This window comes from Providencia heimbachae ATCC 35613 (assembly GCF_001655055.1).
Lineage (GTDB): Bacteria > Pseudomonadota > Gammaproteobacteria > Enterobacterales > Enterobacteriaceae > Providencia > Providencia heimbachae.
This window is the reverse complement of sequence record NZ_LXEW01000037.1, coordinates 85,095-98,080: the sequence shown is the minus strand read 5'-3', so window position 1 is coordinate 98,080 and position 12,986 is coordinate 85,095. Positions and strand designations below refer to the sequence as shown.

Sequence of the window (12,986 nt, the reverse complement as noted above, 5' to 3'; positions counted from 1 at the left end):
TAAATAATAATTTTAATCAAACTCAATTTATGGGTAATCAATTAAAAAATGGATATATCTAGAACACTAAGGAACATAACTTTAATTGAATATAAAATTATCAATTCAACCTGTAAATACGTTTATATCGATCGAATTTATATAATTCAATAGTCAATACCTATCAAATAAATTAAACCAATAACTAAAATCTAAAAAAATAAAGTTAAATCATTAATTATCAATTAGATATAATAAAAACAAAAAACACACTTTCTATATTAAAAACATTAAAATAAGACCAATAAAGATAAATAAATTAAAAAATATGAATTATTAATTTATTAACACACATATACTATTAATAAATAAAATAATATTTTATAAAATAAAAACAAACACAAAAAGAAAATAAAACCACAAATAGAGATAAAATATTAAATTAACTCGCAGATACACAATATTTGTGTCAGCAACAATGTAGGCTGTCGATATTAAAATTTATTTTAATATTTACCAAAAGTAGTGTTTTTATTTAAAAAAACCAACAATGAAATTATTTATCTATTAAATGTGATTTATCCATTTACTGCTATATTTATACATTAGCCGCATTTTTCGTTTTCACTTTATACTCCTAACTCTATTATCAGGTAGAATAAAATAAAAAGGAGCCAATAATGACAACCAAATTTTACAGTTACCAACCAGCTCAAGGTCATGGGCTACCCCATGATCCCATTCCATCATTAATTGGCCCTCGCCCCATAGGTTGGATATCGACCTGCGATAAATCGGGAAGAACGAATTTGGCACCTTACAGCTTTTTCAATATTTTTAATTACTCTCCCCCTATTCTGGCGTTTTCCAGTGTAGGAAAAAAAGATTCGGTCACCAATGCAATTGAAACAGGGGAGTTTGTCTATAACCTTGCAACACTTAACCTTAGCGAACAAGTTAATATAAGTAGCGCAACTCTAGAGCATGGTGAAAGTGAATTTGCGTTAACTCAGCTATCAACTTTGCCATCAACTTTGGTTACTCCGCCCCGTATCGCTCAAACGCCAGTATCAATGGAGTGTATCGTTACGCAATCCCAACAACTTAAACGTGCTGACGGCAGCCTATTGGATACATGGATGGTGATGGGTGAAGTGGTGATGATACATATTGATGAAACTGCACTAGAAGAAGGTTTGTATGATTGTGCACGACAAAAACCTTTACTACGAGCCGGCGGACCTGCTGATTATTACTGGATAGAGCAGCAGCAAAATATAAAAATGTATCGTCCTAAATAATATTAGATGATTGAAGTGACTTATGTTTTTAGCCACTTCAATTAATCGTTAACTAATAATACTTACAAATAAGTTGCTCATCTTCATTGGGATAAGAAAAATGCGCTGTAATCAAATCAAATTCTACTTCTGAAGTCTTAAACGGGTTTTCACTCGTTTGATTGCGGGCGATTAGCCTTGTTTTGCACTCACCATCTTCGACTTTTAACACATGAAAAATATAAGGTGTTGTTGAAAACTGAGCTAATGATTTTAACCATTTTCGCTGAGTTGGTGTATTAGCTGGAAAATCCATCACAACAATATTACCTGCATTAATAAGTTGTTTTATATGATTTTTTAATACTTTTTTAACCAACGTACTTTTTTCTATGTAGTCGGCTAATTTTGTTATTTCACCAGGATATAGCGTTGATAACCATTCATCTTCACTCAGTAAGATCGTTTTTGGATCGCTTGCCAGTTGTTTTGCTAACGTTGATTTACCTGAGGCGATTTTGCCACAGAGAAAATGCAACCTAACATCATCAGGCGTACTTTGGGTATTATTTTCAGAGAGACTCATAAACACTTCCTTGCTGATTGTTGGCCAGACAAGAACAAAAAACCCGCCTTGTCTGGCGGGTTTAAGATGCAGATTATTCCCGCCACTAAGTGATGGTAATAATAATGACTGAATAAGCCGCAACGTATGACATTTGTGTTTTTTCCTAAATATAATGACTTATTACATTATCAATTCGATTAAAATTGTCAACTAACGGTTTATATAAGTCACAACGGCCTAAGTTTTTGCTTAGGCCGTTGTGACTTAATACGGATTAAACTCCCGTATTAATGCTTGGCATTCTTATGATGATTCAACGTTTCTTCTTTTAAATCAAGCTCGTCTCGTAAACGATGATAGACTCGCTCATTAATATTTTTGCCTTTACGCATTTGATACAATGCTTCACGCTTAGATTTAAGCGCTGATTTTGACATTTCGCGCTCCATATCAATCATTCTATGCAAATCATTCTATGCAAATCAAAGACATCAGACTCTGTTTCATCGGTATTATCGAGCCTTCTTCCATAGATTTCCAATAACTGAGCACCAACTTCAGTTCGCATCGCTATTTCGTCTATATCTTCAGAAGGATGATTCATCAGTTCGCGCAAATGCGTCATTGCGGCTTCATTTAGTGCCAAGCGAGCACGAATTTCGTCGTTATCGTAAGGTAAATCTTGAATCAATCCCTTAGTGAGTATCGGTAATGCAATACTGGCTATTAATAAAGAGCATAGGATCACGCCCATGGCTAAGAAAATCGCCACATCACGGTTTGGGAATAATGAGCCATCTGGCATCAATAGCGGTAATGTTAAAATACCCGCTAAGGTAATTGCACCTCGAACACCCGCAGTTGCCATAATCGCCATCATGCGGATATGCACCACATCCTCTGCTTTTCCACGGCGACGATTATGGAAAACCGTCAACGTCATCGAAATCCATACCCAACTGAAACGAAGAATAGCGAGTGCAATGGTGATAACCGCAACATAGACAAACAGCATCCATGGGTGACTTGCACCGGCAGCAGCTGCAACCTGTGGCATATTGGTCCACATGCCTGGTAGCTGCTCACCTAACAGAATAAAGATCATCCCATTCAATGCTGTCTGTACCGTATCCCAAACCGCTTTACTTTGCATACGAGTCGCAGCTTGCATACGACCAGCAATTTTTTCATAGTGCATTGCGATACCCGCAACCACCGCAGCTAAAATACCCGATACATTTAAATGCTCAGCCAATAAGTAAGCTGTAAATGGCATTAATAGGCTGATCATGATCTGAATGGCAGGCTCTTCACCTGTCCGTTTAACCAAGAACTGATTTAGCCAGCCAATCGCCCAAGCAACTAACAAACCAATTAAAATCCCACCAAATGCAACAAAGACAAATTCCCCAGCAGCGGAAACTAATGAGAACGTTCCGGTTAATGCTGCCACAACCGCAAAGCTAAAGCAGACTAGGCCTGTCGCATCATTTAATAGGGATTCACCTTCGAGAATATGTGCCATACGTGATGGAAGTGGAGAATTTACCGTCATCGCAGAGACAGAAACAGGGTCTGTTGGTGAAAGTATTGCCGCTAAAGCAAATGCCACCGCTAAGGAGATTGCAGGGATTAACCAGTGAATAAAGAATCCCATTCCGACAACAGTCACAACCACTAACCCAATTGCCAATGACATTATTGGTTTAATCTCTTGGAATAACGCTTCTTTAGGAATACGCCAGCCATCAAGAAATAATAAAGGTGGAATGAATAAAAATAGAAATAGATGAGGTTCAAATTCAACCGTAAATCCAAGCAAAGATAGCCCTGCACCGAGCGCTATTTGGATAAGCGGTAATGGAATTATATCTTTGAGCAATCGTGAGACAAATACGCTCACAACAACTGCTAATAAAAAAACGAGTACAAGTGTCACTACCGACATTGATTGCTCCATATTTTGCTAATCATTAATTATCACTAATGCAGTAAATAGATAAATGGAATCAATGTAAAGTGGCAATTTATTACCAAATGAAAAAACAGAAAAATCGGAAACCACCATATCAATCATGATGTTACAAAATATTACTCTTTTCTATACATTTGATAACTCAATCTCCTATCCTTCTGATATTTAATTGTTTATTATTAATTCCCCAACTAAGTTAGATTACATAATTTAAATACGATCAAACTATCATTATTTGATGACTTTAGTGGCTTCATTACTATTTTTAGAAATAGAATGCCGTTCAATAAGCTCTTGAAGCACTTCTTTAAGTATTTGCCTTTTACGTGCACCTAAAGGGGCGAGTACCGATTGTTCATGCTGTTCCGCTTCAATGAGTAACCCCTCAACTAGCTGCATACCACTTGAAGTTACACTCACTAACGTAACTCTGCGGTCACTGCCACTATGATTATTGTGCCTAATTAAGTGCCCTTGCTGTTCTAAACGCTGTAATACTCGAGTAATAGTCGGTTGTTTACTCACGGTTTTTTGAGCAAGTTCTGTTATCCCCAACGAGCCATTATTAGCTAGTGTTGACAGAACTCGCCATTCCAATACCGATAAGCCATGAGCCTCAACCACTGCATGAAATTCTGATGATACCAGCATCCATGCCTGCCCTAGTAGGGCAGGCAAGTAATTATCAACGAATACCTTTGACTCTGACATCTGTTCCCCTTCACTCTCTAGATACGTCATTGCATTCAATGATAAAAGAGTAGCAGAAGGAAGCTGAACTCTTAACATAATTTATCCCCATTGCTCTTCAAGGTACTTGTAGGCACAGAGCGAAGATAACCGAGAGCCGCGATAAACTCTATGATCCGGGTAGCTGAGCGAATGCAACACCCAAGCAACTTGAAGTATGACGGATATAACTAAAACTTCCCGCTAAGTAACGAACCAAACCCATCTACACGCGTATCTAAACCCAGTTTTTTCAGCATCATATATGTGGTTGCAACAGATGAAGAAATAACAGGCAAACCCACGCGATCTTCAATTAATTGTACTGATGGTAATGAAGGCATTTGCACACAAGCGGAAGCCACTATCACATCAACATTGGTATTCAGTTTTTTAGTGATCTCTACCGGTGCCAGCGGATTTTGGCGGCCAACTTCAAGGTTATCCGGTATTTCTAATGAAATACTATCAACCACTTCAATACCTTCACTTTCAATATAATCAATCACTAATTGCGTTAATGGCTTCATATAAGGGGTCAAAATAGATACTTTTTTAGCACCAATGGCATGTAACCCATCCACGAGCGCCCCTGCGCTGGTTACAACGGGAGCAGGATGACCATTATCGACTGTGCGTTGAAATAAACGCTTTTGTGAAATTCGATGATAACCTTTTCCCATACTCATGATAGCAACTAGACAGGCGTAACCCAGTACATCCACTGCCGCATCAGAAAGCTCTATCGCACAGCGATCACTGTCTGCGTCCATTTTAGCCAGCTCATCTTTAGTCACTTTTTGCATTCGCATCCGGCTAGAGTGAAAAGTAAAACGCTCGGCGAATAATGCTTCACGCGCTCTTAAAATCGCTGGAATTTCAGTTTCCATCGTAGTATTCGACGATGGCACTATTTGCCCGATACGGAAAATACGTTCGTGACTCATAAGCCTTTCTCCAATGTATTATCATCTGATGCGGAAAATACATTTAATTCATCCACATCTTGCCCATCATGATGAAACCGAGCTGCAGTCAAAGGGCGGCGATTAACCTGTAAATCGAAAATATCAAAACGGTTGTAATGCCCTGTGATATCATGCATTTGGCGTGGTGCAATGCATTTATTTAAATCGATATCGGCATAAACAATACCTTCTTTATCAATTAAAGGCTCACCAATAACTCGTCCATCAGGACCGATAATTCCTGAAAAAGCACTGTTCGGACGCGCTAATAATTCACGCGATTCTGGATGCGTTTCAGCCATAGCATCAATAATTTCATCCGATACCGTCGAGCACGAAATTATGGTGAACACCTTACCTTCAAAGCAATGTGCCGAAGCTCGCAGGCGAATAGCTTCTGCCATATCGTAATCTTTTGGTGCCACGGGTAGCGCAATATAGCTGGCAATATGGACCAATTCACCTTGGGCAAGTAAGGCAAAACGCGCCAATGTATTGGTGTTTTCACCACAGGCTAATGCGCCTAAAGGCCCAATACTGGTTTGATGGACTTTCAATGATGAGGCATCACCATTCGCCCACGTCAGTTTTTCTGCCCATGTCGGCACCAGTTTTCGGTGACGTCCGAGAATTCTCCCTTCATCTGAAATGGTTACTAGCGTGTTATACAAAGTGGCGATGCCATTCGGGTTACGCTCATTCACACCAATCACCACATTAATATGATGACGCGCCGCCGCTTGTGCAATTTTTTGAATTTCCGGTCCAGGCACTTCAATGGCAGACTTGCACAATTTTTCAAACCAAGGGCTGCCATCAATTGGGTTCATTACCCAGCTCCAGTAAGGGTACCCTGAAACAAATACTTCAGGAAACGCTACCAATTTTGCCCCATTATCTGCGGCTTCTTCAATCAATCGGCACACTTTATCGACGGTTGCGTCAGTATCGAGGAAAACAGGGGCGGCCTGAACAGCCGCTGCCTTGAATTGAGGTAAATTTAACATCGGTTACACTCCTTTCAGTTATACCGCAACAACCGGATGACGCAGCTCGCCAATGTGCTCAACATACGCTTCAATCACATCTCCCGGCCATACCCACTCTTGAGGTGAACGCCCCGCACCAACACCTTCTGGCGTACCGGTAGCAATAATATCCCCCGGCTCTAAGGTGATCCCTTTGCTGATATCGGCAATTAACGCATTCACATTGAACAGCATATGACGAGTGTTTGAGTCCTGTTTAATAACACCATTCACTTTTAGGCTCAGGTTTAAAGAATGAGGATCAGGAATTTCATCTGCCGTCACAATACAAGGGCCAAAAGGCGCATAAGTATCTTGGCCTTTCGAATAGATCCACTGGCCTGCACGACGGCAGTCTCGAGCGCTCATATCAATCATTAAGCTATAACCAAACACGTAATTCAGCGCATCATCATGGGAAACGCCTTTAGCACGTGTCCCCATAATCACCGCTAATTCAACTTCCCAATCTAGCTGCTGAGTGATTGCAGCATTGTGTTCAATAGCATCCCCAGGGCCTATTACTGTTGTTGGTGGCTTAGAGAAAATAACTGGCTCTTTAGGTAAATCTTTCGAAGTGTCGAGAGTCCGGCTTGATTCAGCCACGTGCTCAACATAATTCAGACCAATACCAAAAATATTTTTACGGGGGCGCGGTATTGGTGCCAAAATTTTGACGTTCTGAACAGGCCATGCGCTTCCTGCTGGGAATTGCCCTTGATAGGCTTTCAATAATTCAGTTCCCGCACGTACCCCTTGTGGACCTAAATCAATAAAGTCCAACATATTATCCGGCAGGTATTCGCCTTGCTCTTCTGCTAATTTTGCTAAATCAACAACTTGTTGGTCAACAATTGCACCTAAACGAGCAGCGGCAGTCACATCAGAACGGTAAGTAATCAAACGCATAATTTTTCTCCTTGGGTTAGGTCGCTTTGCCTAACCAACTTTTCATCGAAAGAAACTTTTCATGTAAATAATTCAAAATAAACAATTAGCTAATAACCTTTTGATGCCCATCATTGTCCACAAGAGCCTCTTCATAATAGAGTCCCAGAGAATGCATTACTGGTAGGTCGCTAAAGCAAAATAAACAGGCATCATCGTTATTTGAGGTATTAACATGCTCATGGAACATCCATGACGGCACGCAAAAAATATCGCGCTCTTGCCAATCAAAACGTTGCCCATTGATAATCGAATAACCTTTACCTTTCGCTACTTGGTAAATAAAACTGCCAGTATGGCGGTGGGCTTTCCCCACAAAACCGGGGCGCAAAAGTTGCATACTTGCACCAATCGTTGGCATCACAGGCCCTCCCGTTAACGGGTTGGTGTAATGCATCAGCACATCATCAAACGCAGAGCCCTCTACTACTTTTGCTGCACGTTGCAAGGCTTCATAAGTTGGCCCCCATTGGTATTTAAACAATGGAGAATAGGGTTTATCCCAACCGATATCATGTGGACGCAGAGCTGTGCCGCCCCACATTCCCACCGGATAATCAATAGGGCGAGTGTGAGCTTGATGCATATCAGGGTGAACCTTATAGAAACCCGCTTCCATTGCATTGACCAACGGAATATCTAACCCATCCTGCCAAATGCACGGTAAGCCATCAGCGGCAACACCGTGCTCATGCCACGTCCCATTCGGTGTTAGCACAAAATCATTGGCCTCTAACATCATTTTCTGTCCTTCCACAATGGTATAAGCGCCTCGCCCTTCCATAATGAAACGCAATGCCGATGAAGAATGCGCATGTGCTGATGCCGCTTCCCCCGGATGCATCACTTGTAAACCGGAATACAACCAACCCACCGCCGCAGCCACATCTTGGCGACCCGGGTTATTTAAATAAACGACACGCCGCCCTGCTTTCTCTGGGGTAACTAAATCGACGGAACGTAATACATGCTCACGTAAGTCTTGATAGCGCCACAAAACGGGAACAGATGAAGATTGAGGCTGCCAAGGTTCAATTTTGTTCGCCACCGTCCATAATGCACCTGTTTTTAATGCATCGAGTTCTTTGTAATAGGCCACCAGCTCGGGAGTGTCTTCAACATCAGCACGGCCAGCGACATTTTCTCTATATTGATCATGGGACTGAGTACTCATCAAGGTTTCCTCCTCTCCCGCTAAGGCAATTAGCGGTTTTTCGATTGCTGTAGCAGTTGCTGGCGACCATACTCATAAGGGGCAGGCCAACTCACTGAATTCCATCCAAAACGCGCACACTCATGTAACAACCAAGCGGGATCTGCCAGTAAGGGCCGAGATAAAGCACATAGATCGGCACGTCCTGAAGCAATAATGCTATTCACTTGATCTGCATCGGTAATCGCACCAACCGCAATCACCGGAACAGATCCTTCATTACGAATACGATCAGCCATTGGCGTTTGATACATACGCCCATAAACAGGTTGTTGCAGAGGGGAAACTTCACCAGAAGAGCAATCGATCATATCGGCTCCGGCTTGATGCATCGCTTTTCCTATTAACACCGCATCATCTACGGTAGTACCGCCTTCAACCCAATCGGTTGTTGAGATACGAACAGAGAGGGGTTTCCCTTCAGGCCACGCTTTACGTACTGCGCTGATAACGGCTAATGGAAAGCGCAAGCGGTTCTCTAATGAGCCACCAAAGTTGTCTGAGCGCTGATTGGTTAACGGTGAAATAAAGCTTGAAAGTAAATAGCCATGACCGGCTTGCAGTTCGAGCCAATCAAATCCCGCTTGGTCAGCCCGTTTTGTTGCCGCCACAAACTGGTCGATGATCACTGCCATTTGCGCTTCATTTAGCGCTGTAGGCATTTGAGAAACCTCGGGCAAATAAGCTAATGCCGAGGCTGAAACTAACGGCCAATTACCGGCTTCTAGAGGGTGGTTTTCTTTTTCCCAGCCACGTTGTGTTGAGCCTCGGCGCCCTGCATGACCAAGTTGTATCCCTATTTTCGCATCGGTTTTTAGGTGTACAAACTGAGTGATTTTTTTCCACTCAGCCACTTGCTCCTCATGCCAAATACCCGGACAACCTAGCGTTGCACGTGCATCAGGTGAAATTGCAGTCATCTCGGTCATGATCAAGCTAGCACCACCGAGTGCTCGGCTCCCTATATGAACCAAATGAAAATCACTCACCAGACCCTCCGTTGCACAATAAAGCATCGTTGGAGAGGCAATGACGCGATTTTTAAGCTCGATATCGCGTAAACGATAAGGGGTTAACATCGGCGGCGTTTGTGAATTTACCGTATCAACTCCTGAATGCTGTGCAAACCACTGTTCGTAATTATTCAACCAATTCTCATCACGAACGCGCAGGTTTTCATGGGAAATTCGTTGAGAACGGGTCAAAAGTGAATAAGCAAACTGCTCTGGTTCGAGGTTTTCATAGCGGCTCACATTTTCAAACCATTCGGTCGAGTTACGCGCCGCATTTTGAATTTTTAATACTTCAATACTGCGTACTTTTTGGTAGTGCTCAAGCCCTTTACGCAAATCGCCCTGAGTGGTTTTCAAGCTTTCACACAGTTCAATAGCATCTTCTAAAGCCAGCTTAGTACCTGATCCAATTGAGAAATGGGCAGTATGTGCCGCATCCCCCATCAAGACAACCGGAACCTCTTTACCGGCAGTTGGCGTTGTCCAATGTACCCAGTTATCACAAATCACACGCGGGAAGCGGATCCAAATCGCTGCGCCGCGCAAATGTGCTGCGTTTGCAATCAATTTTTCCCCATCAAGCCATGGTGCAAACAGGTTTTCACAATAGGCGATCCCCTCATCTTGTGACATTTGATCGATACCGGCTTTCAACCATGTTTCTTCGGTAGTCTCAACGATAAAAGTCGATAACCCCTCTTGGAATTGGTATGCATGCACTTGAAACCAACCGTGTTCATTTTCAGCAAATAAGAAGGTAAATGCGTCAAAAATCTTCTTAGTGCCTAACCAAACAAAGCGACAACGGCGCTGATCGATATCCGGCTTAAAGATATCTTCATAACGGGTTCGAACCGCACTGTTGATCCCATCCGATCCAATCAGTAAATCGGCATTATATTGTCGAGCAATTTCTTGATCGTCGGTGACTTGGGTTTCAAACACTAATTCAACACCCACTTCAAGGCATCGATCTTGTAGAATATTCAGTAATTTTTTACGCCCAATGCCAATAAAACCATGACCGCCACTGCGGTTACATGTGCCTTTAAAGTGAACGTCAATATCATCCCAATGGCTGAATTCTGCAGAGATAGTTTCTGCTGAAACCGGATCGGCTTTGCGCAAATTACCCAATGTGGCATCGGAAAACACTACCCCCCAACCAAAAGTGTCATAAGGACGATTACGCTCAACGATGACCACACGATTTTGTGGATTTTGTAATTTCATCAGCAACCCGAAATAAAGCCCTGCGGGACCACCACCGATACAAACGATATTCATGGAATTTCTCCTTTGTGACCTTGTGCCGTTACACCGGTTGCTGCTGGGTTAAGGCGTGATAAAGCGCATCAGGTATTGCAATGGCTTGATGCGTTTCGAGTGAAGTTGTGACATAAGTTTGTGTAACCTGCATGCGCAGCTCGCCATTCATCCCGATACAGCTTTGGCGCAGCGTGATCGACTTGCGCCCAATGCGTTCAACCGATAATTCGAGCTGAACCTCATCCCCCATCCGGCTAACCGCTTTAAATTCAGCCTCCAGATGTACAGTGGGTAATCCAAAGCGTTGATCGAGGATATAACCTGCAAAACCTTCAGGGAGCAAAGCATCGAACCAACGCTCTAGTAGATTGTTAAACATCACGAAATATTGTGGGTAAAACACAATTCCCGCCGGATCACATTCAGAAAAATGAATTTTATATGGCCTTGTAAATTTCAGCAGACTCATCCTGTTTCCCTTATTCCATTGCCAAACGCTGGCGGCATTTTTTTAATTCGTTACCATGTTCGTCCGCAAGTGCGGCTTCACGTAGTTCACGTAAATTAACTGGGGCAAGCTTATTTCCTTGCTGAGCAACGATATCCATTAAGATTTGAAAATTGCGCAACCCTCTAGCATGGGTATCGCTATAACCTTTAACCACCCGTTGGCACTGGGCAATTTCTGTTGCTAAAGCCGGGTTAATACGTGCCGCTTCAACAACCGCTGCTAACCACTTTTCAATACGCCCATTTTCAAGTTGGTAACGTAGTGTTGAGCGTCGACCCCGTCGCCAAGCTGCCAGCACATATAATTGTAAGAAGCCACCAAGGGAACTAGTAGTAATAGTGCGACCTCTTTGTGCCACTTTGCGAAGCGCTTTGTGGAACCAATGTGGTTTCATTAACCAGCGACCTAAACTTTTGGGAAGCGTCTCGCAAATCTCTTCAATACGTGGATGCATAAATTCATTGATGTCCAATAATTGGTTATCTTTTGCCTGTACTTCACGGCGTACTCGGGCAAAACGGCTATCACGAATTTTGAGGTCAGCGACACGAATGGTGTCTTCATAAGACATCCATAGGGCTAAATGACGAACTAAAGCACGTTGTAAACGTTCATCGTCACCGCCTTTTTGCGCAAATAGATGATTCAGTCTGTCGAGATAAAGGGTGGCGTAAGCAGGATCTTGGTAATCAATCAACCTGCGCACGCCTTCAATGGCTAAATAATGAACATGGGAAGCAAATTGTGTTTCTACACGAGCGAGTAATGCTGCCACTTTTTGATTTTTAGGTGAATGAGCAACCTGTTGCGCTGTTTTCGCTTCATAGGCCTCTTCGGGTTGCGCCGCTTTTTCTGCGCCTAGAGTAAAGGCACGCAAACTAGGTTTGACGCCAACGCCGCCACGCACAATGGTTTCTTCAAATTGCTCGCGGCTAAATGGCAATACACCTGAACCAAACAAAGCACCAAATAAAACGGCACTGATCACGCTACCGCTTTCTTGGGCAGCTTGCGCCATATCAAAATGAATAAATTGGCGCGCCGCTTGCGCCGTATGGCGAATTAATGCGCTACTGTTTACGCGACCATCTCCCATCGCTGATTTTTCAGCAATCGAGTAGACTCGGTGGGTAGAGCTAATTAAAGTAGTGCGTTCTGGTGTAACAAACCCGCGCTGTACCGCTCTTCCCGCTTCCATAAGTTCGGAAGCCAGTACGACATCTAAATCACCCGCCATTGGCATTAAAGCTAAAACGGGCGTTGGCGTTTGTGAATTATCAGCGCCCGGAAATAATTCTACATAATAGATAGTTGCCCCTGTGCGCTGTGCGACCCCGGGTACCGAAGTCGTTTGCGCAAAATAGCCATTTTCTTCACCTAAATTAACGACCCAGTCAGCGAGAACGCCACCACCTTCGCCACCCATGGCTAAAATAGCTATCTTTATCGGCTGTAGTGCGATTATCGGTTGCGGTGTTGCCGTCGGTTGTAATGCCGTCATACGT

General features: G+C 42.8%; 10 protein-coding genes and 1 pseudogene. 1 reads left to right on the top strand and 10 read right to left on the bottom strand.

Annotation, left to right across the window (positions count from 1 at the left end):
• Positions 1 to 659 precede the first annotated feature (659 nt).
• On the top strand, positions 660 to 1,280 hold the full coding sequence (locus tag M998_RS12965; protein ID WP_068909231.1) for a flavin reductase family protein: 621 nt from the start codon (positions 660 to 662) through the stop codon (positions 1,278 to 1,280).
• A gap of 52 nt (positions 1,281 to 1,332) precedes the next feature.
• Here the strand turns inward: M998_RS12965 and M998_RS12960 are convergent, their stop codons facing one another.
• The 10 genes and pseudogenes from M998_RS12960 to M998_RS12915 all read right to left on the bottom strand — a co-directional run bounded on the left by M998_RS12960 (position 1,333) and on the right by M998_RS12915 (position 12,982).
• Entirely contained in the window at positions 1,333 to 1,845 is a 513-nt protein-coding gene (locus M998_RS12960) for a P-loop nucleotide/nucleoside kinase family protein (RefSeq protein WP_068909230.1), read from the bottom strand.
• A gap of 269 nt (positions 1,846 to 2,114) precedes the next feature.
• Positions 2,115 to 3,775, bottom strand: a pseudogene (locus tag M998_RS12955) (Na+/H+ antiporter).
• Between the two features lie 258 nt (positions 3,776 to 4,033).
• Entirely contained in the window at positions 4,034 to 4,591 is a 558-nt protein-coding gene (locus M998_RS12950) for a MarR family winged helix-turn-helix transcriptional regulator (RefSeq protein WP_232007531.1), read from the bottom strand.
• A 131-nt stretch (positions 4,592 to 4,722) separates the two neighbouring features.
• Positions 4,723 to 5,478 carry a maleate cis-trans isomerase family protein gene (locus tag M998_RS12945; protein ID WP_068909228.1) on the bottom strand — a complete coding sequence of 252 codons (756 nt, stop codon included), beginning with the start codon at positions 5,476 to 5,478 and terminating at the stop codon, positions 4,723 to 4,725.
• On the bottom strand, positions 5,475 to 6,506 hold the full coding sequence (locus M998_RS12940; protein ID WP_068909227.1) for a carbon-nitrogen hydrolase family protein: 1,032 nt from the start codon (positions 6,504 to 6,506) through the stop codon (positions 5,475 to 5,477). The genes M998_RS12945 and M998_RS12940 overlap by 4 nt, the downstream gene beginning before the upstream one ends.
• A gap of 18 nt (positions 6,507 to 6,524) precedes the next feature.
• The gene (locus tag M998_RS12935) at positions 6,525 to 7,436 is read right to left on the bottom strand and encodes a fumarylacetoacetate hydrolase family protein (protein ID WP_068909225.1); all 912 of its coding nucleotides are present in this window, start codon (positions 7,434 to 7,436) and stop codon (positions 6,525 to 6,527) included.
• Positions 7,437 to 7,521: 85 nt separating this feature from the next.
• The gene (locus M998_RS12930) at positions 7,522 to 8,649 is read right to left on the bottom strand and encodes a cupin domain-containing protein (protein ID WP_068437459.1); all 1,128 of its coding nucleotides are present in this window, start codon (positions 8,647 to 8,649) and stop codon (positions 7,522 to 7,524) included.
• A gap of 29 nt (positions 8,650 to 8,678) precedes the next feature.
• Complete coding sequence (locus M998_RS12925) at positions 8,679 to 10,988, bottom strand: bifunctional salicylyl-CoA 5-hydroxylase/oxidoreductase (RefSeq protein ID WP_068909223.1); 2,310 nt, start codon at positions 10,986 to 10,988, stop codon at positions 8,679 to 8,681.
• Positions 10,989 to 11,016: 28 nt separating this feature from the next.
• Positions 11,017 to 11,439, bottom strand: coding sequence for an acyl-CoA thioesterase (locus M998_RS12920; protein WP_068437452.1), 423 nt, complete (start codon positions 11,437 to 11,439; stop codon positions 11,017 to 11,019).
• A gap of 10 nt (positions 11,440 to 11,449) precedes the next feature.
• A complete protein-coding gene (locus tag M998_RS12915) occupies positions 11,450 to 12,982 on the bottom strand; it encodes an indolepyruvate oxidoreductase subunit beta family protein (RefSeq protein WP_068437449.1) in 1,533 nt (510 codons plus the stop codon).
• Positions 12,983 to 12,986: the final 4 nt, after the last annotated feature.

What these genes read in the sequence shown, in the direction of transcription:
- M998_RS12915 (WP_068437449.1), bottom strand. Translation starts at nt 12,982, where the DNA reads ATGACGGCATTACAACCGACGGCAACACCGCAACCGATAATCGCACTA.
- M998_RS12935 (WP_068909225.1), bottom strand. Translation starts at nt 7,436, where the DNA reads ATGCGTTTGATTACTTACCGTTCTGATGTGACTGCCGCTGCTCGTTTA.
- M998_RS12940 (WP_068909227.1), bottom strand. Translation starts at nt 6,506, where the DNA reads ATGTTAAATTTACCTCAATTCAAGGCAGCGGCTGTTCAGGCCGCCCCT.
- M998_RS12930 (WP_068437459.1), bottom strand. Translation starts at nt 8,649, where the DNA reads ATGAGTACTCAGTCCCATGATCAATATAGAGAAAATGTCGCTGGCCGT.
- M998_RS12960 (WP_068909230.1), bottom strand. Translation starts at nt 1,845, where the DNA reads ATGAGTCTCTCTGAAAATAATACCCAAAGTACGCCTGATGATGTTAGG.
- M998_RS12945 (WP_068909228.1), bottom strand. Translation starts at nt 5,478, where the DNA reads ATGAGTCACGAACGTATTTTCCGTATCGGGCAAATAGTGCCATCGTCG.
- M998_RS12920 (WP_068437452.1), bottom strand. Translation starts at nt 11,439, where the DNA reads ATGAGTCTGCTGAAATTTACAAGGCCATATAAAATTCATTTTTCTGAA.
- M998_RS12925 (WP_068909223.1), bottom strand. Translation starts at nt 10,988, where the DNA reads ATGAATATCGTTTGTATCGGTGGTGGTCCCGCAGGGCTTTATTTCGGG.
- M998_RS12965 (WP_068909231.1), top strand. Translation starts at nt 660, where the DNA reads ATGACAACCAAATTTTACAGTTACCAACCAGCTCAAGGTCATGGGCTA.
- M998_RS12950 (WP_232007531.1), bottom strand. Translation starts at nt 4,591, where the DNA reads ATGTTAAGAGTTCAGCTTCCTTCTGCTACTCTTTTATCATTGAATGCA.